30 protein-coding genes are annotated in these 24,385 nt (G+C 57.7%); 19 read left to right on the forward strand and 11 right to left on the reverse strand.

The features are described 5' to 3' along the window. Positions 1 to 2: 2 nt before the first annotated feature. Positions 3 to 512 (forward strand): flagellar basal body-associated protein FliL, encoded by a 510-nt coding sequence (locus AC2FLE_RS12350; RefSeq protein ID WP_496697362.1) that lies wholly within the window; start codon positions 3 to 5, stop codon positions 510 to 512. Between the two features lie 17 nt (positions 513 to 529). Here AC2FLE_RS12350 and AC2FLE_RS12355 read toward each other — a convergent pair whose 3' ends face one another. The 7 genes from AC2FLE_RS12355 to AC2FLE_RS12385 form a co-directional block, all read right to left on the reverse strand. Beyond that, positions 530 to 916: a hypothetical protein gene (locus AC2FLE_RS12355; protein ID WP_496697364.1), complete on the reverse strand. Its 387-nt coding sequence runs from the start codon at positions 914 to 916 to the stop codon at positions 530 to 532. Continuing rightward, entirely contained in the window at positions 916 to 2,001 is a 1,086-nt protein-coding gene (flhB, locus tag AC2FLE_RS12360) for a flagellar type III secretion system protein FlhB (protein WP_496697365.1), read from the reverse strand. The genes AC2FLE_RS12355 and flhB overlap by 1 nt, the downstream gene beginning before the upstream one ends. Further along, the gene (locus tag AC2FLE_RS12365; RefSeq protein WP_496697366.1) at positions 1,998 to 2,771 is read right to left on the reverse strand and encodes a flagellar biosynthetic protein FliR; all 774 of its coding nucleotides are present in this window, start codon (positions 2,769 to 2,771) and stop codon (positions 1,998 to 2,000) included. The genes flhB and AC2FLE_RS12365 overlap by 4 nt, the downstream gene beginning before the upstream one ends. Then, positions 2,768 to 4,795, reverse strand: coding sequence for a flagellar biosynthesis protein FlhA (gene flhA / locus AC2FLE_RS12370; protein WP_496697489.1), 2,028 nt, complete (start codon positions 4,793 to 4,795; stop codon positions 2,768 to 2,770). The genes AC2FLE_RS12365 and flhA overlap by 4 nt, the downstream gene beginning before the upstream one ends. A 69-nt stretch (positions 4,796 to 4,864) precedes the next feature. Further along, the gene (locus tag AC2FLE_RS12375) at positions 4,865 to 5,563 is read right to left on the reverse strand and encodes a lytic transglycosylase domain-containing protein (RefSeq protein ID WP_496697368.1); all 699 of its coding nucleotides are present in this window, start codon (positions 5,561 to 5,563) and stop codon (positions 4,865 to 4,867) included. A gap of 73 nt (positions 5,564 to 5,636) precedes the next feature. After that, a complete protein-coding gene (locus AC2FLE_RS12380) occupies positions 5,637 to 6,065 on the reverse strand; it encodes an Lrp/AsnC family transcriptional regulator (protein WP_142638301.1) in 429 nt (142 codons plus the stop codon). Positions 6,066 to 6,120: 55 nt separating this feature from the next. Then, positions 6,121 to 7,440, reverse strand: coding sequence for an MFS transporter (locus AC2FLE_RS12385; protein ID WP_496697370.1), 1,320 nt, complete (start codon positions 7,438 to 7,440; stop codon positions 6,121 to 6,123). 161 nt (positions 7,441 to 7,601) lie between these two features. Between AC2FLE_RS12385 and AC2FLE_RS12390 the strand changes: the two genes are divergently transcribed. The 7 genes from AC2FLE_RS12390 (at position 7,602) to AC2FLE_RS12420 (ending at position 12,386) form a co-directional block, all read left to right on the forward strand. Next, entirely contained in the window at positions 7,602 to 8,216 is a 615-nt protein-coding gene (locus tag AC2FLE_RS12390) for a ribonuclease D (protein ID WP_496697372.1), read from the forward strand. Continuing rightward, positions 8,213 to 9,181 carry a KpsF/GutQ family sugar-phosphate isomerase gene (locus AC2FLE_RS12395; protein ID WP_281973575.1) on the forward strand — a complete coding sequence of 323 codons (969 nt, stop codon included), beginning with the start codon at positions 8,213 to 8,215 and terminating at the stop codon, positions 9,179 to 9,181. Before AC2FLE_RS12390 ends, AC2FLE_RS12395 begins: the two co-directional genes overlap by 4 nt. An 11-nt stretch (positions 9,182 to 9,192) precedes the next feature. Further along, entirely contained in the window at positions 9,193 to 9,792 is a 600-nt protein-coding gene (locus AC2FLE_RS12400; RefSeq protein ID WP_496697374.1) for an LPS export ABC transporter periplasmic protein LptC, read from the forward strand. 42 nt (positions 9,793 to 9,834) lie between these two features. Next, complete coding sequence (locus AC2FLE_RS12405; protein ID WP_142638458.1) at positions 9,835 to 10,287, forward strand: LptA/OstA family protein; 453 nt, start codon at positions 9,835 to 9,837, stop codon at positions 10,285 to 10,287. Continuing rightward, on the forward strand, positions 10,287 to 11,045 hold the full coding sequence (lptB, locus tag AC2FLE_RS12410) for an LPS export ABC transporter ATP-binding protein (protein ID WP_142638291.1): 759 nt from the start codon (positions 10,287 to 10,289) through the stop codon (positions 11,043 to 11,045). The genes AC2FLE_RS12405 and lptB overlap by 1 nt, the downstream gene beginning before the upstream one ends. Positions 11,046 to 11,297: 252 nt before the next feature. Further along, positions 11,298 to 11,861: a ribosome hibernation-promoting factor, HPF/YfiA family gene (hpf, locus tag AC2FLE_RS12415; RefSeq protein WP_271950796.1), complete on the forward strand. Its 564-nt coding sequence runs from the start codon at positions 11,298 to 11,300 to the stop codon at positions 11,859 to 11,861. A gap of 60 nt (positions 11,862 to 11,921) precedes the next feature. Then, positions 11,922 to 12,386, forward strand: a complete 465-nt coding sequence (locus AC2FLE_RS12420) for a PTS sugar transporter subunit IIA (protein ID WP_142638287.1) — start codon at positions 11,922 to 11,924, stop codon at positions 12,384 to 12,386. Positions 12,387 to 12,436: 50 nt separating this feature from the next. Here AC2FLE_RS12420 and dalA read toward each other — a convergent pair whose 3' ends face one another. Then, positions 12,437 to 12,952, reverse strand: coding sequence for a divisome-associated lipoprotein DalA (gene dalA, locus AC2FLE_RS12425; RefSeq protein ID WP_496697377.1), 516 nt, complete (start codon positions 12,950 to 12,952; stop codon positions 12,437 to 12,439). A gap of 168 nt (positions 12,953 to 13,120) precedes the next feature. Between dalA and AC2FLE_RS12430 the strand changes: the two genes are divergently transcribed. After that, positions 13,121 to 13,720 carry a L,D-transpeptidase gene (locus AC2FLE_RS12430; protein WP_496697379.1) on the forward strand — a complete coding sequence of 200 codons (600 nt, stop codon included), beginning with the start codon at positions 13,121 to 13,123 and terminating at the stop codon, positions 13,718 to 13,720. 139 nt (positions 13,721 to 13,859) lie between these two features. Beyond that, entirely contained in the window at positions 13,860 to 14,042 is a 183-nt protein-coding gene (locus AC2FLE_RS12435; protein WP_142638281.1) for a hypothetical protein, read from the forward strand. A gap of 75 nt (positions 14,043 to 14,117) precedes the next feature. Here AC2FLE_RS12435 and hemH read toward each other — a convergent pair whose 3' ends face one another. Next, positions 14,118 to 15,167, reverse strand: coding sequence for a ferrochelatase (hemH, locus tag AC2FLE_RS12440; protein WP_496697381.1), 1,050 nt, complete (start codon positions 15,165 to 15,167; stop codon positions 14,118 to 14,120). Between the two features lie 57 nt (positions 15,168 to 15,224). Continuing rightward, positions 15,225 to 16,055 (reverse strand): methyltransferase domain-containing protein, encoded by an 831-nt coding sequence (locus AC2FLE_RS12445; protein WP_496697383.1) that lies wholly within the window; start codon positions 16,053 to 16,055, stop codon positions 15,225 to 15,227. Positions 16,056 to 16,071: 16 nt separating this feature from the next. Between AC2FLE_RS12445 and AC2FLE_RS12450 the strand changes: the two genes are divergently transcribed. Genes AC2FLE_RS12450 through AC2FLE_RS12465 form a run of 4 tightly spaced genes read left to right on the forward strand, consistent with a single transcriptional unit; the run spans position 16,072 to position 18,381 of the window. Continuing rightward, positions 16,072 to 16,800: a ComF family protein gene (locus AC2FLE_RS12450; protein WP_496697385.1), complete on the forward strand. Its 729-nt coding sequence runs from the start codon at positions 16,072 to 16,074 to the stop codon at positions 16,798 to 16,800. A gap of 37 nt (positions 16,801 to 16,837) precedes the next feature. Further along, positions 16,838 to 17,095, forward strand: a complete 258-nt coding sequence (grxC, locus tag AC2FLE_RS12455; protein ID WP_142638273.1) for a glutaredoxin 3 — start codon at positions 16,838 to 16,840, stop codon at positions 17,093 to 17,095. Further along, positions 17,095 to 17,925, forward strand: a complete 831-nt coding sequence (locus tag AC2FLE_RS12460) for a carbon-nitrogen hydrolase family protein (protein WP_496697387.1) — start codon at positions 17,095 to 17,097, stop codon at positions 17,923 to 17,925. The genes grxC and AC2FLE_RS12460 overlap by 1 nt, the downstream gene beginning before the upstream one ends. 15 nt (positions 17,926 to 17,940) lie before the next feature. Next, positions 17,941 to 18,381, forward strand: a complete 441-nt coding sequence (locus tag AC2FLE_RS12465; protein WP_142638269.1) for a MarR family winged helix-turn-helix transcriptional regulator — start codon at positions 17,941 to 17,943, stop codon at positions 18,379 to 18,381. A 396-nt stretch (positions 18,382 to 18,777) separates the two neighbouring features. Here AC2FLE_RS12465 and ubiG read toward each other — a convergent pair whose 3' ends face one another. Then, positions 18,778 to 19,524, reverse strand: coding sequence for a bifunctional 2-polyprenyl-6-hydroxyphenol methylase/3-demethylubiquinol 3-O-methyltransferase UbiG (gene ubiG, locus AC2FLE_RS12470; protein ID WP_496697389.1), 747 nt, complete (start codon positions 19,522 to 19,524; stop codon positions 18,778 to 18,780). 48 nt (positions 19,525 to 19,572) lie between these two features. Between ubiG and pip the strand changes: the two genes are divergently transcribed. The 5 genes from pip (at position 19,573) to AC2FLE_RS12495 (ending at position 24,379) form a co-directional block, all read left to right on the forward strand. After that, positions 19,573 to 20,550, forward strand: coding sequence for a prolyl aminopeptidase (gene pip, locus AC2FLE_RS12475; protein WP_496697391.1), 978 nt, complete (start codon positions 19,573 to 19,575; stop codon positions 20,548 to 20,550). Next, positions 20,547 to 21,368: an ABC transporter substrate-binding protein gene (locus tag AC2FLE_RS12480; protein ID WP_496697393.1), complete on the forward strand. Its 822-nt coding sequence runs from the start codon at positions 20,547 to 20,549 to the stop codon at positions 21,366 to 21,368. The genes pip and AC2FLE_RS12480 overlap by 4 nt, the downstream gene beginning before the upstream one ends. A gap of 161 nt (positions 21,369 to 21,529) precedes the next feature. Then, complete coding sequence (gene rimP / locus AC2FLE_RS12485) at positions 21,530 to 22,120, forward strand: ribosome maturation factor RimP (protein ID WP_496697395.1); 591 nt, start codon at positions 21,530 to 21,532, stop codon at positions 22,118 to 22,120. Further along, positions 22,120 to 23,733: a transcription termination factor NusA gene (nusA, locus tag AC2FLE_RS12490; RefSeq protein WP_271950779.1), complete on the forward strand. Its 1,614-nt coding sequence runs from the start codon at positions 22,120 to 22,122 to the stop codon at positions 23,731 to 23,733. Before rimP ends, nusA begins: the two co-directional genes overlap by 1 nt. A gap of 22 nt (positions 23,734 to 23,755) precedes the next feature. After that, positions 23,756 to 24,379, forward strand: coding sequence for an RNA-binding protein (locus tag AC2FLE_RS12495; protein WP_496697396.1), 624 nt, complete (start codon positions 23,756 to 23,758; stop codon positions 24,377 to 24,379). Positions 24,380 to 24,385: the final 6 nt, after the last annotated feature.

Here is a 24,385-nt window from a genome sequence, read left to right on the forward strand (position 1 = left end):
CAATGAAAAATCTAATTCCTATATTGTTTCTGCTTGTTGGCCTAGGCGGTGGAATTGGTGCGGGAATTGCCATGTCTCCTTCTGAAAAAACCAAAGATGGTGACATGGATAAATCCGCTGCCGCCGAACCCAAGAAAGCCAAGGAGAAGGCCACTAAGACCAAGTCGGACAAAAAGGATACGTCCAGCAAGTATGAATATCTGAAGATGACGAAACAGTTTGTGATCCCGGTCGTGAAGTCCGACCGGATTGCCGCATTAGTCACAATGTCGCTGAGCCTGGAAACCAAACCCGGCGTTGCTGAAACGATTTATGAGTTTGAGCCAAAGTTGAGGGATGGGTTTCTGCAGGTTCTGTTCGATCACGCAAATACCGGTGGTTTCAACGGCAACTTTACGGAATCCGACAATCTGGATTTGGTCCGAAAGGCTTTGCTGCAGGTCGCCAAGAAGGATTTGGGTGATGACGTGCTGCAAGTCCTGATCATGAGTGTTAACCGTCAGGATACTTGAAGCCTGTTTCGGCCCGCTTATTGCCGCGATCGCTTTTTCATAAGCATGTCTCGGCGGGCCTTTTGTTCTTCTTCAATCAGCTGTCCTAGGGCCTGTTTGCGTCCGAACGCTTTCCGCAAGGCATGCATCTTGGTTAGCTTTTGCGCTCGGACGCGCGCGAGGTCTGTATTGAGTTTTCGTCGGGTTGCCTCTTCCCATCCACGCCACAGAACATCAGTGCCGGTGACCTGATATCCATCAGCTTGACCGCTGTTTTGTCGGGTCTGCTGAAGCTGTGCATCCAATCGACTCAGTTTTTGCAAAATCTCGGCCTCGGCTTCGACATATGGGCGCAAGGTCTGTTGCTCTTTTTGGAAGGTCGCGTCGGATAAACGCTCCAGATCGGCAAGTCCGGTAAACCGCATCAGATTTTGTCCTTCGCACGTTTGCGCATGGCTTCAGCAAAGCGAATGGCCGCTGCGACCGGGCGATAGTGTTCGGGGGCGATCTCATTCCCGATTTCGACGGTCGCATGGAGCGCCCGCGCGGTGGGGGGATCCGAGTGGATCGGAACCCCGGCCTCGGCCGCCGAGGCGCGGATGGCGGCTGCAATCTGGTCGACGCCTTTCGCCACGCAGATCGGTGCCGACCCGGCCGTCCGCTGCCATTTGAGAGCAACCGCATAATGGGTCGGGTTCACGATGACCACATCCGCGGTTGGGACATCGGCCATCATCTGATTTGTCGCAATTTCCTGCGCGCGCTGGCGGCGCTGTTGTTTGACATGCGGGTCGCCTTCGGCGTCTTTGGTCTCGTCCTGAATTTCTTTGCGGGACATCCGGTTTTTGCGCATATGTTCGGAGTATTGCCACATATAGTCGACGACTCCGATGGCCAGTGCGATGGTGACGACGATGAAGAGGAACCGGAATAAAAGATTCATCATCAAGACGATCGACGATTGCGGCGGCGCAGCGCTGGCGGTCAGAATCTCGGGCAGGTTGGCGCGCAGAAACATTAACAGGCAGACGCAGTAAATCAGCAGCTTCGCAAAGCTTTTGGCAAATTCGAACAGACCGCCGCGCCCGAATTTGTTCTTGGCGTTGGAGAGGATCGAAATTCGAGACAGCTTGGGCTGCAGCTTGCTGGGGGCAAAAACCAGGGCCTTTTGGGCGATCAGGCTTAGCAAAACCGCAGTGGCGGGAAGAACAAATATCGTTGCCATTGAGATTGCGGCCTTGCCCAGCATCCCACCCACCAGGCCGTCGGCCGGGCCAGCCGTCAACATGGTGCTGATCTTATCGGATTGGTCGATCAGGACGACAAACAAGGTGCCCAGATGCTGAACGCCCATTTGGCCTGCAAAAAGCAAACCGATCAGCAGCCCGACATAAGCGGCGACAACAGACAGGTCGTTTGATTTGGCGACCTCACCCTTTTCCCGTGCTTTCAGAAGCTTTTGCGGCGTCGGGTCGTATGACTTGTCGCTGTCGTCGTCTGATGCACTCATCTCGGATCTCTCAGCGGGTTCTGCATGAAGTCAAACAGGGCATCGGACCAGACCGACAGGATCAGAGGCGCACCGGCGAACAGCAGGAACAGCCCCGCAAATGTGATGGCCGGGGCGCCGACAAATGCCACCATCAGCTGTGGCATGGCGCGGTTGATGACACCAAGCGCAAGGTTGTAGATCAAAGAGGCAATCACAAAAGGCATCGCCAGGGCGAATGCCAGGCTGAAACTGTACGAGACCCGTTCCACGCCCCATTGGGACAAATCCGGAGCTGCGGGCATGGCGCCGGTGGGAAACAGATCGTAGCTGTGGATCAAGAACTCTGCCAAACGGATGTGCAGGCCAAGTAGTACAGCAAGGGCCAACCCGGCCAGCGTCAGCAGATAGCCCATGGCCGGAACCGGATCAGCCGCTGCCCCGCCCAGAATTTGCGAGAGTGACGTTGCCTGTGCGGCGATGGACCCTGCCGTCTGCAGGGTCAGAACAAAGATGCGCAGCGCCATCCCCAGCGCCATTCCGACAAGAATTTCGGTGGTGATCAGCTGGACCATGGACAGGAATTCGGGATTGAATTCCTTTGTCGGCACTGCCGGTGCCACGATCAACGTAAAGGCAACGGCAGTGCCAAGTTTGACACGGGTGGGGATGCTGCGTTCTCCGAATGCAGGCATCAAGGATACCATTGCCGAAACGCGCAGGAAAACACCGAAGAAATGCCAGGCCCCAGAGCCCAGGTGCGGCAAGAGTTCGGGTGGGAGGGCGATCATGCGGGTACCGTGCCTACAAGTGCGGGCCGCGCCTCGAGCCCGATTTCCTCAAATGACAAAACCGGATTGGACACGCCGCGCGCATGCATGATCGTACGCAGCAGCCTGCGGCGCCGGGTCGAGGTCACGACCGCAGGAAAGATACCATGGTCGGCGGAATGCGAGACACTGTCCACCACGCCGTCCGCAAGCTTGTTGAACAGGTTCGGCGGCAGGGCGACATCCAGCCCGGCATTGGGCGCATCGACCTGATAGGTGGCAAATGTGTCTTCCCATTCCGGTGCCAGCTGGATCAGCGGGATCGACCCGTCTTCGCGTTTCATGTCGGCCACAAGCTGGAACCCAAGCCGCTGTCGCACCAGTTCGCAAATCCCTTCGGGTTGCGTGGTGGTCAGGCGCGCCTCGGCGATGCTTTCGAGGATAAGCGCCAGATTGCGGATCGAAACCCGTTCGTCCAGCAACAGGCGCAGGACTGCGTGAAGTGTGTCGATTGGAACCTTGTCGGGGATCAACTCGTCCAGCATTTTCCGGTTTGCCTCGGCCCGGACCGGGTCGCTGAGCCGGGCCATTTCTGATAGCAGCCTGCGTAGCGCCTTCAGCGTCAACAGACGCGAGAAGTTCTGTTTGATGATTTCCAGCAGATGTGTTGCCAGTATTTCCGGGGGCGAGACAATCGTCGCGCCGCTCATAGCTGCGGCCTCTTGATCTTTGGGCAGGATCCAACGCGCAGGGGCACCATAGACGGGTTCGGTGACATCCCTGCCCTCGGGCAAAAGATCGTGCCCGTCCTGAACCAGCGCCAGAATCAGATCGGGGTTCAGGGCACCACGGGCCTGTTCCACCCCATGTACCTTGATGACATATGTCCCCATCGGTAGCTCGGCCCGATCGGTCAGACGGATATCGGGCAGGATCAATCCAAAGGTCGAGGCGACATAGGTCCGCATATTCGCAATGCGTGCATCCAGTCCGGTGCCCTGGTTCAGGACCATGCTGACCAGATCCGGTGCGAATTCCAGGTGAACATCATCGAGGTCGAGAATATCGCCAATCGCTTGTGACACCGCTGTGTCCGTCTCATCCGTCGCAGTTTGAACCTGGGTCTCTTGCTTTTGCTGTTTTCGGTGCACCGCATAGGCGGCATAGCCCAAAACGCAGGCCCCCAGAATAAAGGGCAGAAATGGCAGGCCGGGAACCAGCGCGAAAAGCACCATCAACCCGGCAACAGTGCCAAGGGCGGCCGGGTGGCGCCCCAGTTGCGATAAGATGGCGGTGTCAGTTGCGCCCTGTGTTCCACCACGCGCCAGAAGCAAAGCGGAGGCAATCGAGATGATCACAGCCGGTATCTGCGAGACCAAACCATCGCCAACCGTCAGGATGGCGTAGGTTTCGAACGCCGATGACACCGGCATCCCATGCACGATCACGCCCATGACCAGACCCATGACCAGATTCAGCAGGGTGATCAAAAGCCCGGCAACCGCGTCGCCTTTGACAAATTTCGACGCCCCGTCGAGCGAGCCGAAAAAGGTGGTTTCCTGTTGTTCCCGTTCGCGCCGCTCCTTGGCCTCTTGATGGTCGATCGCGCCCGCGGACATATCACTGTCGATGGCCAACTGTTTCCCGGGCATCCCATCCAGGGCAAATCGCGCACCAACTTCGGCCATGCGGGCCGCGCCTTTGTTGATGACCATAAAGTTCACGATCAACAGGACGCCGAACACGACAAGGCCCAGGAATATGCTACCGCCCATGACGAAGCTTGCGAATCCCTCGATCACATCGCCGGCGGCATTGGGGCCGGTATGCCCCTGACCGATAATCAGCTTGGTCGATGAGACGTTCAACGACAGCCGGAGCATCAAAGACCCCAGAAGGATGGTCGGGAAGGAAGAGAAATCCAGCGGCCGCTCGATAAACAGGGTCAGCGTGAAAATCAGGATCGCCAGGGCGAAGGACGTGGCCAATCCGACATCCAGAACCCAGGACGGCATGGGCAGGATCATCATCACGATGACGGTCATCAACGCAAGCGCCAGCAATACAGTCGGAGAAAACAGGGAGCGGACGTCAAGTCTGGGCACGTAATTCTCCTAGTTGAAGGCGATGAAGGCTGTTTGGGTGTCCGCAGCTGGCATCAAAGAGCCCATCGCACTCGTCGGAAACTGGGTGATTTGCAGCGGGAACAGCGGTGCGGCGGGTTGTGTGAAGGGATCACGCGACATGCGGGTAGTTTGCACCGCCGTGCCCGGGTCAAGCTGAGCATGAACAATCTGGTAGCGGCTGGAATAGGTCTTGGCCAAAGCCGGGGTTCGCGAGTGATAGGCCCCCGCCGCTGCCGGCCACGACCCAAGTTCGGAATATAGTTGTTTCAGAAACCGGGCCGCGTAATTGGCGTTTGTCTCGGGATCGAACATGGCATCAATCGACTGAAAGGCCTGCCCGTGCCAGCGATAGTTGATTTGAAAGCACCCGATATCGAAGCTGCGTTTTCCGGCTTGGAAAATATCCGCGACATAGGCATTAGCCTCCTGCTCAGATTGGAACCAATGGCCGCGCCCTTCGACATTGATTGCCCATGGCCAAGGCTCAAGTCGGCCTTTGATCGCGCGGCCAGTTTCAACCCGCGTTATGGCACGCAAAACATCAAGCGGTATGTCTTGGGCGAGGGCCGCGCGGCGGGCGGCCTGATCACATGTCTGAGACATCCGGGCCTCCGCGCCCGCAAAGCTCTGACGCGCTGCCAGAAGCAACGCAACACATGCTATGACAATGAATAGGCGATTTGGCATTCTGCCGGTCCGGGATTCTGATCAATCCGGGCCACGCTAGCCTTGCCTTGGTTTACAGAGGGTTATCAGTCAATCAGATTCGATCAATCCGCCGGCCAAAAACAACGCTCGTATTGGTGCGCAGAACACCGGGGATTCGTGCCAGATCATCAACGAGAATATCCAGATCCTCGATCCTTGGCGCGTCGGCGGTCAACAGCAGGTCAAAGTCACCGTTGATCGAAAGACAGAGTTTAACCTCGGGATAGGCCTCGAGCCGCTTGATGATGCGGGTGGTTTCCTTCTGTTGGACCTCGAGCAGAACGACAACCTGGACGCGGGGGGCATCTTCGGGGCTGTTCAGGATCACGGAATAGCCGGCAATGATGCCGCGTTCTTCCATCCGGCTGATGCGTTCATGCACGGTTGTCCGGGCAACGCCCAGTTTCGCCGCAATTTTTGTGGTCGACTCGCGGGCATTATGTTGCAGGACTGAGATGATGCGGCGGTCAAGCTGATCCATTGGCGCTCCGGTGCGGGTCTGGTTTTTCCGGTTTAGGGCAAAACGGCAGCAGGGCTCAAGGCTCACGCGGGATACGGGGGTGCAGGTCGTCTATTATGACGGGATGAGCATGCGGTGGCGGGCCGGCCATGTGCGGGTGGTCACGCGGCAGGTCAGGATGGTCGTGGATCACCGAATGCAGATCAGAACGCGGCCAAAGGGTGACCGCACCGATAATACCCAGAAAGGACATCGCCGCCATAAAGCTCAGGGCGGTTGTGGCCCCAAACAGGGTCATCAGCCCGCCTGCCAGAGGATACAGCACCAGCCAACAGCAATGAGACAGCGTGAATTGGGCCGCAAAGACGGCGGGGCGGTCTTCGGGATGGGCCGAGCGGGTCAGCAGGCGGCCAGACGGCGTCAGCGTGGTGGAATAGCCAAAGCCAGCTAGGGCCCACAAAACGATCAACAGACCCAAAGACAGCGGGGTTGTCGCAAATATCGCGGCGGCCCCGGCCATGGTGGTGCAGCACAGAAGGGCGCCGGCCAACATGACCTTTCGATCCTCGATCCGGTCCAGCATCCGGGGCAGGATAAAAGCGGCAAGCATAGAGCCGCCACCAAAACCGGCCAGCGCAGCGGCAACGGCGCTTTCCGACAGCCCCAGATCTGATCGCACGATGACCACAGTGTTGACGATCACCATTGAGCTGAGTGCCGCCGCGCTCCAACTCAGGGCAAGAAGGCCCCGCAGCCGGGGTGTGTTCAAATAGATGCGTATGCCACGTGTTGTCCGTTCGTATATCCCGCGCGGCTTACTTGGTTTGGGTGATGGCAAAGCCACCGACACCACCAGCAGCGCCGAAGCGACAAATCCCAGGGCGGTGCCCCAGAACAGGCTGTTGAAGCTGACCAACAACAACAGGGCCGCGGCGAATACGGGGCTTAGCAGGCTCTCCAGATCACATGCCATCCGCGATAGGGACAGGGCGCGGGTGTATTCGCGCTCATCTGTCAGTACATCGGGGATTGTAGCCTGAAATGCAGGGGTAAATCCGGCCGAGGCAGATTGCAGCACGAAAATCAGGACATAGACCTGCCAGACCTCGGTCACAAAAGGCAGACACAGCGCGACAGCCGCACGGATCAGGTCAAGCACCACCAACATCTTGCGCCGGTCCAGCCGCTCGGCAAGCGCGGCCGCCAATGGCGCGACCGTGACATAGGCCACCATTTTGATGGTCATCGCGGTGCCCAACACCAGCCCGGCCGCATCCCCTGCCAGTTCAAAGGCCAACAGACCCAGCGCGACCGTGGCCAGCCCAGTGCCCGTCAGGGCAACGATCTGCGCGGCCAACAGGTGGCGATAGGTCCGGTTTCTCAGAACGCCTAACATTGATTGATATCTGCCGCAGTCTAAAGGCTCTGTCACCCCAAACCTTCGTTTAGGTCTTGACCAACTGCGACAGCGACAACCGGCTGGCGTACAGGGATGGCGTTGAGTTTAGGGAATAAAGCGCCTATCTCGGTGGCGATACCGCGCAAAGGAATACTCGGGTGGCTAACTATTTGTACAAAAACGACCTGCCGGACGGGTTGGATATGGGGCCGGTGGTGGCCATTGACTGTGAAACCATGGGTCTAAACCCGCATCGCGACCGCCTCTGCGTGATCCAGATGTCGGGCGGCGATGGCAATTCGCATATCGTTCAGGTCGAAAAGGGCCAGACCGAGGCACCGAACTTGCGTGCCATGCTGGAAAACCCGGATGTGCTGAAACTGTTCCATTTTGGTCGTTTCGACATTGCCGCGATGTATCACGCCTTTGGTGCGTTAGCCGCGCCAGTCTATTGCACCAAGATCGCCAGCCGTCTGGTGCGCACCTATACCGACCGGCACGGGCTGAAAAACCTGTGCAGTGAGCTGATCGGCGTCGATATTTCGAAACAACAACAGATGAGCGACTGGGGCGCCGAAACGTTGAGCGAGGCGCAGCTGGACTATGCCGCCTCGGATGTTCTGTATCTGCACCGCCTGCGGGAGGAGTTGAACAAGCGCCTGGCGCGAGAGGGCCGGACCGAGATGGCGCAGGCCTGTTTTGACTTCTTGCCTATGCGTGCGAAACTCGATCTCGCCGGATGGCCAGAAACGGATATTTTTGCGCACTCATGACTGATACCGAAGCATTTCTGAGAACCGCCCGTCAGGTGGTGACAGACGAGGCCCGCGCGCTGGAGGTACTGGCCGACGGTCTGGATGAACATTTTGCCCAAGCGGTTCAGCTGATTTTGCAGGCCTCGGGCCGCATCATCATCAGCGGCATCGGCAAGTCGGGTCATATCGGGCACAAGATCGCGGCCACGCTGGCCAGCACCGGTACACCGGCCTATTTCGTGCACCCGGCCGAGGCCAGCCATGGCGATCTGGGCATGGTTTCAAAAGGCGATGTGGTTCTGGCCATCTCGAATTCGGGCGAAGCGCCAGAGCTTGCCAACCTGCTGGCTTTTACCCGCCGCTTTGGCATTCCACTGATTGGCCTGTCCAGCAAGCCGGAAAGCACGCTGATGAAACAGGCAGACGTGCATCTTTTGATCCCTTCACTGGGCGAGGCCTGCGGCTATGGCATGGTGCCTTCGATCTCCACGACGTTGACTTTGGCCATGGGCGACGCGCTAGCGATAGCGTTGATGAAGTATCGCAACTTCAAACCCGAAGATTTCCGTGCCTTTCATCCCGGTGGAAAACTAGGTGCACAGCTGAGCACGGTGCAGGATCTGATGCACAAGGGCGATGCGTTGCCGCTGGTTTCGGTCGGAACACCCATGAGCGATGCGCTGATCGAGATCAGCCGCAAGGGCTTTGGCGTTGCCGGGGTTACCGATCCGCAAGGTCAGGTGGTGGGCATCATCACCGATGGCGACCTGCGGCGTCATATGGAGGGCTTGCTGGGCAAAACGGCCGAGCAGGTGATGACGCAGAACCCAACAACCATCCCGCCCGGCGCGTTGGCCGAAGAGGCGGTGGCCATCATGAATGACCGCAAGATCACCTCTTTGTTTGTGGTCGAAGAGGGCAGTGATCGCCAGGCCTTGGGCGTGCTACATATCCACGATTGCCTGCGCGTTGGTTTGGGGTAGAGGGGCGTTCGATGGACGGACATTCCCGGATGGTGCAATTTCTGAAGGTGTTGCTGCCTTTGGCAGCCATTGTGCTGCTGTCGACGGTTTTCCTGCTGTCACGCAGCATCGAAACCAGCGTGTCCGTTCCGTTTACCCAAAAAGACATAGATGAACGTCTGGCTGACCAAGTGGTGACCCAACCCCATTATCTTGGAACAACCAGAAAAGGCGAGGAAGTTCAAATTCAGGCGGCCCAAGCGACCCAGGGGCGCGAAGGGTCATTGCCCACGACTGCCGAATTTAGAGGGCGGTTGGGATTGTTGAATGGCGGCATCATAACGATGGATTCAAATTCCGGTATGATCCGCCCGGACAAGAATTCCGCAACGTTTGTTGGGGATGTCCTGATAACGACGACGGACGGAATTCAGGTCAGAACTGATCTTCTGAATACCTCTCTGGATGAAATCCGCGGCGACACTCCGGGTCAGGTCGATGGCACCGGCATCATCGGTGATTTTTCCGCGGGACGGATGACATTTGGAACCGAAAAAAAGGATGGGCCGGTCCATATTCTTTTTACAGATGGTGTTAAGCTGGTATACGAGCCTGAAAAAACAGAAAGATAAGCCGTGATTGATTTGCGATTTGCTGTTGTTAGTTTTGCGCTGATGGTCGGTGCCTTTTCGGCGTCGGCACAGGAAACGCAGGTCGCCTTCGGGTCAGCCAAGGCGGATCCAAGCCAGCCGGTCGAGGTCACCTCGGAATCCCTAAACGTCAATCAAGAAGACGGCACGGCCGAGTTTATCGGTAACGTCCTGATCGTGCAGGGTGAGATGCGCCTGACCGCCGAGCGGGTCCTGGTCATCTACAACGCTGACAGGTCCGGAATCGAGCGGATGGAGGCGACAAATGATGTGGTTCTTGTCAGCCCGCCTGATGCAGCCGAAGGCGACTGGGCCGAATACACAATCGACTCGGGCGAAATCGTGATGCGCGGAAATGTGCTTTTGACGCAAGGCCCCAGCGTTATCAGCGGCGATCAGATGAATGCCAATCTGACGACCGGAACGGCAAAGATGACTGGCCGCGTCAAAACCATTCTGAATCCGGATAGCAACTGATGGAGCGTCCGAATTTGTCTGTGGCCGAAGGCGGTTCCGGCCTCAGGATCGAGAAACTTCGGAAATCATACCGTAAGAAGACCGTGATACGCGAAGTCTCGATGACGTTGGGCCGGTCCGAGGTGGTTGCCTTGTTGGGTCCGAACGGATCAGGCAAGACCACAACGTTCTATTCGGTCGCCGGGCTTGTCTTTCCCGAAGCTGGCACTGTGACCATTGACGGCCAAAACGTGACGACCCTACCGATGTATAGGCGCGCGCGGCTTGGGATCGGATATCTGCCACAAGAGATGTCGATTTTCCGCGGGATGAGTGTCGAGGACAACATTGCCGCCGTTCTGGACATCACCGTGAAGCACAGCCATCGCAGGAAAGAGCGGCTGGAAGAGCTGTTGTCCGATTTTTCGATCGAACATCTGCGCCGCGCCCCGGCATTGGCATTGTCCGGTGGCGAGCGTCGCCGTGTCGAAATTGCCCGTTGTCTTGCGGCTGATCCGAAATATCTGTTGCTGGACGAGCCGTTTGCAGGCGTGGACCCGATCAGCGTCGGCGATATCCGCCATCTGGTAGCGGACCTGAAAAAGCGCGGCATCGGCGTGCTGATCACTGACCATAACGTGCGCGAAACGCTGGAAATTGTGGACCGGGCCTATATCCTGCATGATGGTCAGGTGCTGATGTCGGGCACGCCGGATGAAGTCGTCGAGAACGAAAATGTCCGCCGGGTCTATTTGGGCGAAAACTTCCGTATTTCATAGGCTTGCGCGGAATTGCGCCCAGCGCATGGCTGAAATCACGTATATACACGCCTGTTTTGATTGACTCTGCCGCCGTCTCTTGCCTCAATTGGGTTATGGCATTTCTTCAGTTCCAGTCGGGATCGCGGTGCACCTTTGCTAAGGGGTACGTTTCTCAGCAACTGCGGAATATGCCGATATCCCCCACCCGATAAAAACACGTGCGCTGCGTAACGCAGCGTCAAAATGGGTGTGAATTGTGAAGGAGATCACATGCGTTACCAAATTAGCGGAAAACAGATCGACATCGGCGAGGCACTGCAGACCCATGTGCAGACCGAGCTAGGGGAGGTTGTTGGAAAATATGCCCAGCGCCCGACCGACGCCAATGTCGTCTTTTCCCGTTCTGCGCATGAGTATGTTTGCGAAGCCACCGTGCATCTTTCGACCGGCCTGACTGCGCAGGCCAAGGCCCACGCTATCGAAATCTACGCAGCATTCGAGGCCTGCTGTGACAAGATGGAAACGCAGTTGCGCCGGTATAAGCGCCGCCTCAAGGACCATCACAAGGACCGATCCGAGCCGGTTGAACTCTTTGGTGCTTCCTCTTATATCCTCGCCTCTGACGAATCAGAGTCGGCTGATGAACCTGAAACGCTGCAGCCGATGATCGTGGCTGAGATGGAAACCAAGATCCCATCGTTGAGTGTTGGTGAAGCCGTAATGCAGATGGAACTAGCCGGCGCCCCGGTGCTGGTGTTCCGGAATGAAAACAAGGACGGATTGAATGTCGTGTATCGCCGTGAGGACGGCAACATTGGCTGGATTGATCCGTAACAGGCAAGAATAGCAAGGCAAGCCCCTGTGCAAGCAGGGGCAAGGCCATGGAGCGTGATCATGGAGCTTTCGAGCATACTGAAGCCCGAGGCGGTACGTGTATTGTCCGCCGCTTCCAGCAAGAAGCGGTTGTTTCAGGAAATCGGCGATGTTGCCGAGGGGGCCCTTGGTCTTGACGCGCAGGTTGTTGTGGATGGCCTGCTCGAGCGGGAGAGCCTTGGCCCAACAGGCGTTGGTCATGGAGTCGCCCTGCCACATGCGCGGCTGGGTGATCTGGCCGAAGTGGCTGGCGTTTTCGTAATGCTGGAAAAGCCGATTGATTTCGGTGCGGTAGATCGCCAGCCGGTTGATGTCGCTTTTGCGTTGTTTGCCCCGGAAGAGGCAGGTGTGGACCACCTAAAGGCGCTTGCGCTGGTGTCCAGAACGCTGCGCAATACGTCGGTTTGCGCAAAGCTGCGCGCCAATCCTGATCCGGTCAAGCTCTATGCAATTCTGACCGAGGCGCAGTCGGTCCAGGCGGCTTAACTGCCCCAAAGGCAATAAAAAAGCCCCCAGTTTTCGGGGGCTTTTGCGTTTTAACCGCCGGTTCCCATTTCCAGGGTCCACCAGATTTTCCCGCCGTTCTCCTGGTGCCAGGCAAAGCCCATCTGAGTAGCTTTGGCATCCATGATGACATTTCGCGGTCCGGGTTCCTGCATCCAGGCGGCCAGCGTTTCAGTCTCGGTCTCATAGGTTTCCGAGATCGCCTCGCCGAGGAAGGTGCCGTAATAGCCGACGCGCGTCGCCCGATCCAACGGCGAAGATCCGTCCGAGCCAAAGTGCCAGGGCCGATTCTGTCGCGCCATATCCTTGGAATGGGTGGCGGCCGCGGCATTGAGCTGAGCATTCAGTTGTACCGGCTGAAGGCCCGATGCCTGGCGGAGGGCGTTAACCGAATCCAACATCCGGAATTGCAGCTTTTCTGGATTGCCACGGATCTTGTACACCGTTGGCAGGGGGCGCCCATCTGCCCCATAGGTTGGGGATCCACCCGGCGTACAGGCGGCCAGTGCAATAAAGCTAGCAAGCAGTAATGAAATGATGCGCGTCATGATCGACCTGATTATTGTGTTGCCATACGGCATAGCGTGACAGAAGGCTGTGGGCAAACGCACAATGGCTTTGTTCTGCGTGATTCTGCCGGTTTCAATTGCGACTGAAGCATTCTGGCAATAAAATGCACAGGATTTTTAGATTTTCTGTCAAAAGGACCTCCGGTCATGGTCAAGAAAAGCATTACTCATACAACCCGACGTGGATTCGTTGCAGGTGTTTCCGCCCTTGTCGCCTCTCCGGCGATTGCTCAGTACACGGCAGGGGACCCTTTGCGCCCTGCTGCGGAACCAGAACCCGCGGTGCGCCGGAATATCTCTGGCTTCAGAGCTCTGGACTGGCAGCCCTATTTTTCGAATACGAAAAACGGAGCTATCCTTGTCGATACTGTGTCGCGCGCGCTGCACTACTGGTCGGACGATCAATCGGTGTACAAACTATACCCGTCGTCGGTTCCCCTGACCGAAGAGCTGACGCGCCGCGGCCGGACCAGCGTGATCCGCAAGGTCGAAGGCCCAAGCTGGTCGCCAACACCTTCGATGAAGAAAAGAAATCCGGAATGGCCAGACTATATCCCGCCGGGTCCGGATAACCCATTGGGAACACATGCTTTATATCTAAGCTGGAAATATTACCGAATTCACGGAACCCATGATACGCGCAAAATCGGGCGTCGATCTTCGAATGGGTGCATCGGTCTTTTCAACAACGATATTGCCGAACTGTTCTCAATGGCCAAGGTTGGCACGCAAGTGTTGCTAATTTGACGACATTTCCGCGCAGGTACCCGCTTGTGACGCAACTTCCATTTGCATTCCAGTTGGATAGCTGATTAGAAAAAAACACGAGGTAAGTCTTGAGTGCATGGTTTCACTATACGGAACCGTGCGTATCCTGGAGGTTAATATGAAGAAACTCGTTCTCGCCGCTGCACTGACTGCTGCTGCTTCGACCGCTTATGCAGGCAACCTGGAAGAGCCGGTTGTTGAAGCACCTGTTGTTGTTGAAGAAACTCAGGGTTCGTCAAACGGCATCATCCTGCCGCTGATCCTGTTGGTTGTTGTTGCCGCAGCTGTTGCAGCAAGCTAATTCGACAAGCGATATCTAAAGAAAAGGCGGTGGAGCTTTCCACCGCCTTTTTTTGCGCCTAGTCGACTGGGTGGCTTAGTCCAGCCAACCCTTCAAATTATCCTCGATCACCTTGCCCAGGGCCGCTATGTGCGATTCGTCATCGTTCAGGCATGGGATATAGGTAAAGCTTTCGCCGCCCGCGTCCTCGAAACTCTCTTTGATCTCTTCGTTGATCTCTTCCAGCGTTTCGATGCAATCGGAGGAAAACGCTGGTGCGATAACGGCGATCTTCTTCTTACCCTGTTTTGCCAGCTCGGCCACATGGTCGACCGTATATGGCTTGAGCCATTCTTCCGGGCCGAATCGTGACTGGAAGGTCGATACAAGCTGGTCGTCCGACCAGCCCAACCTTTCTTTCAGCAACCGAGTCGTTTTTGCGCATTGGCAGTGATAGGGGTCGCCTTGTTGCAGGTAGCGTTCCGGCATGCCGTGGTAGGAACAGACCAGTACGTCCGGTTTGTCCACCATCGCGGCATAGGCCTTTTTAACCGAGCCCGCCAATGCGTCGATATAGGCGGGTTCGTCAAAATAGGCGGGCACGGTACGGCTGGCGGGTTGCCACGTCTCATCCATCAGAGCGCGGAAAAACTGGTCATTGGCCGTGGCGGTCGTGGCGCCTGCGTATTGTGGGTACAGTGGAAAGAACAGAACCCGGTCGCAGCCTGCCGCGACCATTTCCCGGACTTTTGATTTTGTCGATGGGTTGCCGTAGCGCATGCAGAATTCCACCATGACCTTGTCGCCATAGCGTGCCTGCATCGCGTCACGCAATTTGGCGGTCTGGCCCTTGGTAATCGTCATCAGCGGGCTTTCGCCCTTGTCGTGGTTCCAGATCGACTTGTACGCCTCACCCGAGCTGAAGGGCCGTTTGGTCAGGATGATCCCCTGCAGGATTGGCTGCCATTTCCACTTGGGATAGTCGATCACGCGCTGGTCCGACAGAAACTCGTTCAAATAACGGCGCATGGGCCAATAGCTGTAATCGTCGGGGGTGCCGAGATTGGCCAGCAGGATGCCGACGCGGCCCGTTTTGACTTTGGGGTGATCCGCCGGGGCATGATCGGGGCGTGTGGCGTCAAACATGTTTCACTTCCTGAGATGTCTTTGCTTCGGGCTGAGATAACCGGAATTCCGCATTCGTCAATCGGACAGTTTGCCTTCGCTTGCGCCCAGAGCATCCGCAAGCCGCATCTGGGCCGAGCCCGGACGCAGCGGTTTTGGCTGGCTTTCATCGGGCGACCAGCCGGTTAGGCAGACCAGCTCGAATGTCGCCTTGAGGCGTTTTTGATCAGTGCTGAAATGATTGGCATAGATGTCTTGCGCCCGGGCAAAGACCTGCCGGTTTGTGGGGTGTTTCATGCGGTTTTGCAGGCTGTTGGTTTCACCCATTGCCCGCAGGTCATGCATCAGGTGGGTCAGATCGCGATATTCCGCCGTCAGCCGCGCGGTATCAGCAACCGGCAGGGCCAGTCCGGCGCGTTGCAGCAACCCGCCCAGATCGCGCAGCTCGGCCATAGGCGCGATGCGGGGGCTGAGGCCGCCCGAGACCTCAACCTCGGCCTGCCCAAGTGCGGCGCGCAGTTCCTGCAGGGTTTCACCGCCCAGACAGATCACCAGCAACAGCCCATCAGGCTTCAGCGCGCGGTGACACTGGATCAACTGCCCAACCGGATCATTGGCCCAGTGCAAAGCCATGGCATGGATCACCAGATCATGGGCACCGGGGGTCAGGTCCAGCACCTCGTTATCCGGGATGATCCGCGCCATTGGCAACACATCCTGCCAGACTTGCGCAAAAGGGGTCACGATCGCCGGGTCCGTAAAGCTTTTATTAACCAAGGCGAGCCGATCCTGAACCTCGTCAACTGCGGCGCGGTGCAAGAACAAGGCATCTTCCCGTGCGCGGGACCGACGCCGTGCAAGGATTGCGCGGTCGAACAGTGAGGGTGCGTTGGAATCAGGCAGTTTCATAGGGCGCAACTATCGCATGTGGCAGCGGATTCAAACCGCTGTCCAGATGATCTATCCCCCGCGCTGTCTGGGATGCGGTGATTTGACCGAGGCGGATTTCGGCCTCTGTGGCTCCTGTTGGCGTGAAACGCCCTTTATCGGTGGCGCTGTATGTGAAAGCTGCGGCGTGCCCTTGCCGGGTGAGGCTGATGGCCACCGAATCGAATGTGATGACTGTATGAAAACGCCGCGCCCCTGGCGCGATGGGCGGTCTGCGCTTTTGTATGATGGCAAGGCGCGATCCCTGATTCTGGCTCTGAAACATGGGGACCGGCCCGAGCTTGCACGCCCTGCGGCGCGCTGGATGGCCCTGGCGGGTCGGGATTTGTTTCGCGAGGACATGCTGATCGTGCCGGTACCGCTGCATTGGTCCCGGTTGCTGAAACGCAGGTACAACCAATCCGCCCTGTTAGCGCAGCATCTGGGGCGGCAAACCGGGTTGGAGGCCTGTCCGGACCTTCTGGTCCGACGGACAAGAACGCCGGTTTTGGATGGAAAAACAGCCGCACAGCGCATGGAAACGCTGGAGAATGCGATTGCAGCGCATCCCAGGCGGCTTCGGCAGATGCAGGGGCGCGATATTCTGCTGGTCGATGATGTCATGACATCAGGCGCAACATTGACCTCATGTGCACGTGTCTGTCGTGCATCCGGGGCAAATCATATTTTTGTGTTGACCCTAGCGCGCGTTGCCAAGGATAGCTAACTCGCCCAGGATTGTGCGAAACCCAAAGGTACGGAATATGAAATCGGTAGAAATATATACCTCGCCGCTCTGTGGCTTCTGTCACGCTGCAAAACGGCTGTTGAATCAGAAGGGCGTCGAGTTTCAGGAAGTCGATGTGCTGAGGAACCCAAAACGCAAACCTGAAATGATCCAGCGCGCCGGTGGCAAGCGCACCGTACCCCAGATCTTTATCGGATCGCAGCATGTGGGTGGATGCGACGACCTGTATGAGCTGGAACGTCAGGGCAAGCTGGACGGTTTGCTGGCGGCCTGATGAAGAGCGCCCTGCTTCAGATCACCTCGTCGGATGATCCGGCTGAAAACCTGAAAATGGTGCGCGCCCTGATGTCCGAAGCGGCAGGGCAGGGTGCACGGTTCGTTCTGACGCCCGAGGTGACGAATTGCGTGTCCACCTCGTCCACACAGCAGCGGGAAATCCTGCAATACGAAGAAGAAGACCTGACACTTGCGGGGCTGCGCGAGCAGGCCGCGAGCCTGGGGATCTGGTTTTTGATCGGCTCGTTGGCGATCAAAACACATGATGCGGATGGTCGGTTTGCCAATCGGTCTTTCATGATTGATCCTCAGGGGCAGATCGTGGCGCGGTATGACAAGATTCATATGTTCGACGTGCAGGTGTCCGAGGCCGAGACGTTTCGCGAGTCCAAAAACTACCGTCCCGGCACACGGGCGGTCATAGCCGAGACAGATTTCGGCAAGGTGGGTCTGAGTATATGTTATGATATCCGCTTCCCCCAACTGTACGCATCTCTGGCGCAGGCTGGAGCGCGCATTCTGACGGTTCCAGCCGCTTTTTCACCTGTCACGGGTGAGGCCCATTGGAAATCGCTGTTGCGGGCGCGGGCGATTGAAAACGGATGCTGGGTGTTGGCCCCGGCGCAGACCGGTGAACACCCTAAAACAAGGGGAAAGACCCGCAAAACCTACGGTCACAGCATGGTCGTCGCCCCATGGGGAGAGGTCGTCATCGACGCAGGGACCGATCAGGGCATTCACTTTTTCAATTTGGATGATAGTTCTGTTACAGAAGCACGAAGCCGCGTGCCTTCGCTGACACATGTCCGTCCCTTTGACGGCCCCTGATCCAGAATCTGGACTATGACAAACGATACCAATGCCCTCGCGGTCACGCTGTTCAGCGAGATCCTGACCGCAGACCAGTTATTGCGGAACCGGCTCAGCCGGGTGCTGCCCAGGGGCATGGAAATTTCGCATTTCTCGGTTTTGAACCATCTTGTCTTTGTCGGCAACGAACGCAGCCCGGCACAGCTAGCCGATACGTTTCACGTGACCCGAGGTGCCATGACCAATACCTTGGCCAAGCTGGAATGGGCCGGATATATCCACATCCGCCCCGACTGGGACGACGCCCGCCGCAAGATGGTCGCCATCAGCCCCGCTGGGCGGAGTGCTCGGGATCAGGCGATCTCCTCCATTGCGCCGCTGATCAACCGCGTGGTCGGAGAGCTGGGGCTGGAGCGGGTCCGCAGCACCCTGCCCGTACTGCGGGATTTGCGGTTGCAGTTGGAAGGGGAGTAGGGGCGGGAAACGATGTTCTGCGCCAGTACTGGAATTTTGAAGGCGCGAGACGACTTTCTCTAGTCCTTAGGCTCATAGCTGTTGCGAATAGGGCAACCCTTAACTTTCAGAAGAGAGTAAACCCCAAAGTTCCTCCATAGGAATTCGCACGCTAGGCACATCACCATAAACATTGGTTTCATCAACATGATGACAAGAGTTGCCAATACAAACCCGGTAATTGGTATCGCTATTCCGGTGATCTCTCTAATCGCAAGCATCAACACGCTAATCGCAACGAGCGCAATAAACATGCACGCTAGGCCCAACACGCTTCCAATAAACGGGTTTCGATCATAGAGCGGAAGAAACCACTTATTTGTCCAGTTACTTATTATTTTCATCGTAGTGTAGAATTTACCCCGGCTTCACGCTCGCCGTCACATAATTCACGCTCAAATCCCGGGCCGAGATCGACCAGCTCCACAGGATCGGGTTGAATACGAAACCCTTGCGGTCCACCGGGTCCAACCCGGCTTGACGCAACAGGTCGAACAACTCGTCAGGGGTGATGAACTTGTTCCACTCATGCGTGCCGCGCGGCAGCCAGCGCATGATCACCTCGGCACCAAAGATGGCCATCGCATAGGATTTCGGGTTGCGGTTGATGGTCGAACAAATCTCAAGTCCGCCGGGTTTCAGCAAATCCCGCGTGGATGTCAGAAAGCTGAGCGGGTCGGCCACATGTTCGACCACCTCCATGTTCAGAATCACATCAAACTGCTCACCTGCGGCGGCCATAGCCTCGGCAGTGGTGTGGCGATAGTCGATCCCAAGCCCCGATTGCTCGGCATGGATGCGGGCGACGGGCAGGTTGCCCTCGGCGGCATCGGCGCCCACGACCTCGGCGCCAAGGCGAGCCATGGGTTCGCTCAGCAAGCCTCCTCCACATCCGATATCCAGCAGGCGCAGGCCCTCGAACGGGCGCGGGGCCTTCAGATCACGGTCAAATTCGCCTGCGATTTGCTGTGTGATATAATCCAGACGACAGGGGTTCAGCATATGCAGGGGCTTGAATTTCCCATGCGGGTCCCACCATTCGGCGGCCATCGCCTCGAATTTTGCGATCTCGGACGGGTCTACCGTGTTCGGATGCGCTTGCATTCCTGTCTCCGTATGCTCTTTTACGTTTAAGGACTATATAGGGCCATAATGGACAAGTACCCGGACCAAAAGCGCGCAGTGCAATATCTTTACCCGCCGATCGACCCGTTCGATCAGCGCATGGTTGATGTGGGCGATGGTCACCTTATCTATATGGAACAATGCGGCAATCCGGATGGCCTGCCGGTAGTCGTGTTGCACGGAGGTCCGGGTGGCGGATGCAGCCCCGCAATGCGGCGCTATTTCGATCCGGACGTCTTTCGGGTGATTCTGTTTGATCAGAGAGGCTGTGGACGCTCGCGCCCGCACGCGTCGGTCACAGACAACACAACCTGGCATCTGGTGGCCGATATCGAACGGCTGCGCACCCTGTTGAACATCAGTGATTGGGCCGTTTTCGGTGGAAGCTGGGGCGCAACCCTGGCGTTGATCTATGCGCAGGCGCATCCCGACCGGGTGAATAGGCTGATATTGCGCGGCGTGTTTCTGGCAACGCAGGCCGAGCTGGACTGGTTCTATGGTGGTGGCGCGGGCAAGTTCTGGCCCGAGCAATGGTCCAAGTTCACCGCTCTGCTCTCCGAGACAGAGCTTTCCGATGCGATTGGGGCCTATAACAAACGCCTGTTCTCAGGGGATCGGGCGACTGAGGTTCTGTACGGACGGGCCTGGTCCGCCTGGGAAAATGCGCTGGCGTCAATCCATTCGAACGGATCCACCGGAGAAAGCCCGGGTGAGTATGCGCGCGCCTTTGCCCGGCTTGAGAATCACTATTTCATCAATCGGGCTTTCCTTGATCAGGACGGGCAGATTCTGGAGCAGATGGATCGGATCGCTCATATTCCCGGCCATATCGTTCAGGGCCGCTATGACATGATCTGCCCACCGCATTCTGCCTGGAACCTGGCCGAGCGCTGGCCGAATGTCGAGCTGAAGATGGTGCGTCAGGCGGGCCATGCCCTGTCTGAACCCGGCATCAGTGCCGAACTGGTCCGCATTATGAACCGCGTGGCCGAGGGGGTAGCATGACCCGCATTGACCGCCGCGCGTTGTTTGCATCAGGTGCCGCTGCGGCGCTGTTGGCCGCAACAGGTGTGTCACTGGCGAATACGCCCAAGCCGGGCGGAACCCTGCGGCTTGCGGTGCCGCGTGACGACAGTCTTGAACAGGTTACACGGGGGGCGGTGTTTGACACGCTGACCGAAATCGCACCGGACGGTACCTTGCGAGGTGAGCTGGCAACAGGATGGCAGACCGATACGGATGCCCGGATCTGGACGTTTGATCTGCGCGATGATGCGGTGTTCCACGACGGCGTAGCATTGGATATCGCTGATGTGATGGCGGTTTTGGCCGAAGTCGGGCGCGCCGAAGCGCTGGCCCCTAACCGGCTGCACCTTGAACTGGCCAAACCTAATCCCGGCCTGCCTTTCCTGCTGGCCGAAAGTCAATTTGTCATCCCGCGGGCTGGTCAGAGCGTCAAACCGCTGCAGATCGCCAATGGCACCGGATGCTACCGTGTCGAACGGGCTGAGGATGATCGCCACTTTCTGGGCCGCAAAGTCGTTGACCATTATAAGAGCACTCAGGCCGGCTGGGCGGATGCTTTTGAGATTATCGTCATTCCTGATGCCCGCGTCCGGGCCGAAGCATTGCGGGATGGCTATGTGGATATTGCTGCCCTGCCATCATCCGAAGGCTTGAATGGACTGCGCGGTCTGCGCCTTCACCCCAGCGAATCGGATATTGCGCTGGCTGCTGCTGCTCATGTTGGTATGCCCCAGCAGATCGGCGGCGCGCGCGCGCTGGACGACGGACGCATCGCTGAACGGTGGTGGTTGGCGTAAATTCCGGTCAGGGTTCCTGCCGGGGGTTGCAGACTCGGGAAACCCTGCGTATATGCAGTTGCAACAGCGGCGTGTCAGACTTCTGGTCTGGGGCTCCACCGGGAATTTCGACGGGCCGCGCGCCCGTTTTTTTGTGCCCGACTGACAGGGTAGAGTAGCTGATGACAAACGAACTGATAGCCAAAGCTGCCATCGATCGGAGACTGGCCGAGATCATCACCCCAGTGATCGAAGATCTGGGGTATGAGCTGGTCCGTATCCGCCTGATGAGCGGCAAGCAGACCACCTTGCAGATCATGGCCGACAAGCCCGATGGTGGCATCGAAGTGGATGATTGCGCCGAGATATCGAACGCAGTCAGTGCCACGTTGGATGTCGAAGATCCGATCCTTGACGCCTATGCGCTGGAAGTGTCCAGCCCCGGCATCGACCGGCCTCTGACACGTCTCAAGGATTTTGAGATGTTCGAGGGCTATGAGGCAAAGATTGAAACCGCCGAACTGATCGACGGCCGTCGCCGCTTCAAAGGTGAGCTGGCCGGGACCGAAGGTGATGAGGTGTTGATCAATATCTCCGAGGGAGATGAGACGATCACCATCGGCTTGCAGTTTGACTGGCTAAGCGATGCCAAGCTGGTCCTGACCGATGATCTGATCAAAGAGATGCTGCGCCAGCGCAAGGACGCCGGTGCCCTGAACGAAAACGCTTTCGACGAGATTGAGACCGAAGGGTCCGAAGAGGAGACGAACTGATGGCAATCACCTCAGCCAACCAGCTGGAGCTGCTGCAGACCGCCGAGGCCGTGGCCCGCGAAAAGATGATCGACCCCGGTCTGGTTGTCGAAGCGATGGAAGAATCGCTCGCCCGTGCCGCCAAAAGCCGCTACGGCGCCGAGATGGATATCCGCGTCAGCATCGACCGCAAGACCGGCAAGGCGACCTTTACCCGTGTCCGCACCGTGGTTGAGGATGAGGAGCTTGAGAACTATCAGGCCGAGATGACCGTCGAGCAGGCCAAGCAATACATGGAAGCGCCGGAAGTCGGTAGCGTCTATGTCGAAGAAGTGCCTCCAGTCGAAATGGGCCGGATCGCGGCGCAATCCGCCAAGCAGGTGATTCTGCAGAAGGTCCGCGAAGCCGAGCGCGATCGCCAGTACGAAGACTTCAAGGATCGCGCAGGTACCATCATCAACGGAGCGGTCAAGCGCGAAGAGTTTGGCAATGTCATCGTCGATCTGGGCGGTGCCGAGGCTGTTCTGCGCCGCAACGACAAGATTGGCCGCGAAAGCTATCGCCCCAATGACCGTGTGCGCGCCTATATCAAGGAAGTTCGCCGCGAGGTTCGTGGCCACCAGATCTTCCTGTCGCGCACCGCGCCTGAATTCATGGCTGAACTGTTCAAGATGGAAGTGCCGGAAATCTATGACGGCATAATCGAGGTCAAAGCTGTTGCGCGTGATCCCGGATCGCGCGCCAAGATCGCTGTCATTTCCTATGACGGCTCGATCGACCCTGTCGGTGCCTGCGTTGGTATGCGCGGCAGCCGTGTGCAGGCCGTCGTGAATGAGCTGCAGGGCGAAAAGATCGACATCATTCCATGGAACGAAGATCAGCCCACCTTCCTGGTGAACGCGCTGCAGCCTGCCGAGGTGTCCAAGGTTGTTCTGGATGAAGAAGCGGGCAAGATCGAAGTTGTGGTTCCCGAAGAACAGCTGAGCCTTGCCATTGGCCGTCGCGGTCAGAATGTGCGTTTGGCCAGCCAGCTTACCAATCTGGACATTGATATCATGACCGAGGCCGAAGAATCGGCGCGCCGTCAGAAAGAATTCGAAGCCCGCACCAGCCTGTTCATGGAAAGCCTGGATCTGGACGAGTTCTTTGCGCAGCTGCTGGTCTCGGAAGGGTTTACCAACTTGGAAGAAGTCGCTTATGTCGAGCTCGACGAGCTGTTGGTCATTGACGGCGTCGACGATGGCACCGCGCAGGAACTGCAGACCCGTGCGCGTGAACACTTGGAAGCACAGGCCAAAGCGGCGCTGGATGCAGCGCGTGAGCTGGGTGTCGAGGACAGCCTTATTGAATTCGAAGGTCTGACACCCCAGATGGTAGAGGCGCTGGCCAAGGACGACGTGAAAACGTTGGAAGATTTTGCCACCTGCGCTGACTGGGAACTGGCTGGTGGTTGGACCACAGTTGATGGTGAGCGTATCAAGGATGACGGCGTTCTGGAGCCTTTTGGCATAACGCTGGAAGAGGCGCAGGATCTGGTCATGACCGCACGCATCATGTTGGGCTGGGTTGATCCTGCCGAACTGGAGCAGGCTGAAGAAGACGGCGTAGCGGCCGACGAGGAAGCCGAGGCCTGATCGCAGGCTTCGGGTGGCGCACATGGGTCGCGGTGGCGTCCATAAGGATCGGTCTGACGGACCCGAACGCAAGTGCATTGCCACTGGCGAGGTTCAGCCTAGATATGGGCTGATCCGCTTTGTGGTCGGGCCAGACGGTCAGGTCTTTCCTGATGTCGCGGCAAAACTGCCGGGGCGCGGTGTTTATGTCTCGGCCGACCGCAGCGCGTTGGACAAAGCCATCGGCAAGAAATTGTTCGCGCGGGGGTTCAAGGCGCAGGTCACTGTGTCAAAGGATCTGGCCGATGAGGTTGAAAATCAGATTGCGCGGCGCGTGATCGAGCTTTTGAGCCTCGCGCGCAAGTCCGGTGATGCGGTTGCTGGCTATGAAAAGGTCAAGGCAATGCTGGACCGGGATGAGGCCCAGGTATTGCTTCAGGCGTCCGATGGATCGGGGCGCGGCAAGTCGAAACTCAGCACGCCGCACTTTGGGAAATACATCGGCTGGTTGACCGCAGACGAACTTGGGGCGGCATTTGGGCGCCAAACCGTGATTCATGCGGCCTTGGCCTCTGGCGGACTCGCCAAACGTGTTGTAGAGGAAGCGCAGCGCCTGCATGGCTTGCGCGAAACGGATGACGGCGGCAAGGGCCGCGCGGAAGGGTAAGAAGCT

It is taken from the genome of Ruegeria sp. CDSA077, from assembly GCF_059612265.1.

Excerpts from the sequence above, each read along its gene's own strand:
- AC2FLE_RS12350 (WP_496697362.1), top strand. The coding sequence starts at position 3 with ATGAAAAATCTAATTCCTATATTGTTTCTGCTTGTTGGCCTAGGCGGT.
- AC2FLE_RS12355 (WP_496697364.1), bottom strand. The coding sequence starts at position 916 with ATGCGGTTTACCGGACTTGCCGATCTGGAGCGTTTATCCGACGCGACC.
- flhB (WP_496697365.1), bottom strand. The coding sequence starts at position 2,001 with ATGAGTGCATCAGACGACGACAGCGACAAGTCATACGACCCGACGCCG.
- AC2FLE_RS12365 (WP_496697366.1), bottom strand. The coding sequence starts at position 2,771 with ATGATCGCCCTCCCACCCGAACTCTTGCCGCACCTGGGCTCTGGGGCC.
- flhA (WP_496697489.1), bottom strand. The coding sequence starts at position 4,795 with ATGACCGTCATCGTGATGATGATCCTGCCCATGCCGTCCTGGGTTCTG.
- AC2FLE_RS12375 (WP_496697368.1), bottom strand. The coding sequence starts at position 5,563 with ATGCCAAATCGCCTATTCATTGTCATAGCATGTGTTGCGTTGCTTCTG.
- AC2FLE_RS12380 (WP_142638301.1), bottom strand. The coding sequence starts at position 6,065 with ATGGATCAGCTTGACCGCCGCATCATCTCAGTCCTGCAACATAATGCC.
- AC2FLE_RS12385 (WP_496697370.1), bottom strand. The coding sequence starts at position 7,440 with ATGTTAGGCGTTCTGAGAAACCGGACCTATCGCCACCTGTTGGCCGCG.
- AC2FLE_RS12395 (WP_281973575.1), top strand. The coding sequence starts at position 8,213 with ATGACTGATACCGAAGCATTTCTGAGAACCGCCCGTCAGGTGGTGACA.
- AC2FLE_RS12400 (WP_496697374.1), top strand. The coding sequence starts at position 9,193 with ATGGACGGACATTCCCGGATGGTGCAATTTCTGAAGGTGTTGCTGCCT.
- AC2FLE_RS12405 (WP_142638458.1), top strand. The coding sequence starts at position 9,835 with ATGGTCGGTGCCTTTTCGGCGTCGGCACAGGAAACGCAGGTCGCCTTC.
- lptB (WP_142638291.1), top strand. The coding sequence starts at position 10,287 with ATGGAGCGTCCGAATTTGTCTGTGGCCGAAGGCGGTTCCGGCCTCAGG.
- hpf (WP_271950796.1), top strand. The coding sequence starts at position 11,298 with ATGCGTTACCAAATTAGCGGAAAACAGATCGACATCGGCGAGGCACTG.
- AC2FLE_RS12420 (WP_142638287.1), top strand. The coding sequence starts at position 11,922 with ATGGAGCTTTCGAGCATACTGAAGCCCGAGGCGGTACGTGTATTGTCC.
- dalA (WP_496697377.1), bottom strand. The coding sequence starts at position 12,952 with ATGACGCGCATCATTTCATTACTGCTTGCTAGCTTTATTGCACTGGCC.
- AC2FLE_RS12430 (WP_496697379.1), top strand. The coding sequence starts at position 13,121 with ATGGTCAAGAAAAGCATTACTCATACAACCCGACGTGGATTCGTTGCA.
- AC2FLE_RS12435 (WP_142638281.1), top strand. The coding sequence starts at position 13,860 with ATGAAGAAACTCGTTCTCGCCGCTGCACTGACTGCTGCTGCTTCGACC.
- hemH (WP_496697381.1), bottom strand. The coding sequence starts at position 15,167 with ATGTTTGACGCCACACGCCCCGATCATGCCCCGGCGGATCACCCCAAA.
- AC2FLE_RS12445 (WP_496697383.1), bottom strand. The coding sequence starts at position 16,055 with ATGAAACTGCCTGATTCCAACGCACCCTCACTGTTCGACCGCGCAATC.
- AC2FLE_RS12450 (WP_496697385.1), top strand. The coding sequence starts at position 16,072 with ATGTGGCAGCGGATTCAAACCGCTGTCCAGATGATCTATCCCCCGCGC.
- grxC (WP_142638273.1), top strand. The coding sequence starts at position 16,838 with ATGAAATCGGTAGAAATATATACCTCGCCGCTCTGTGGCTTCTGTCAC.
- AC2FLE_RS12460 (WP_496697387.1), top strand. The coding sequence starts at position 17,095 with ATGAAGAGCGCCCTGCTTCAGATCACCTCGTCGGATGATCCGGCTGAA.
- AC2FLE_RS12465 (WP_142638269.1), top strand. The coding sequence starts at position 17,941 with ATGACAAACGATACCAATGCCCTCGCGGTCACGCTGTTCAGCGAGATC.
- ubiG (WP_496697389.1), bottom strand. The coding sequence starts at position 19,524 with ATGCAAGCGCATCCGAACACGGTAGACCCGTCCGAGATCGCAAAATTC.
- pip (WP_496697391.1), top strand. The coding sequence starts at position 19,573 with ATGGACAAGTACCCGGACCAAAAGCGCGCAGTGCAATATCTTTACCCG.
- AC2FLE_RS12480 (WP_496697393.1), top strand. The coding sequence starts at position 20,547 with ATGACCCGCATTGACCGCCGCGCGTTGTTTGCATCAGGTGCCGCTGCG.
- rimP (WP_496697395.1), top strand. The coding sequence starts at position 21,530 with ATGACAAACGAACTGATAGCCAAAGCTGCCATCGATCGGAGACTGGCC.
- nusA (WP_271950779.1), top strand. The coding sequence starts at position 22,120 with ATGGCAATCACCTCAGCCAACCAGCTGGAGCTGCTGCAGACCGCCGAG.
- AC2FLE_RS12495 (WP_496697396.1), top strand. The coding sequence starts at position 23,756 with ATGGGTCGCGGTGGCGTCCATAAGGATCGGTCTGACGGACCCGAACGC.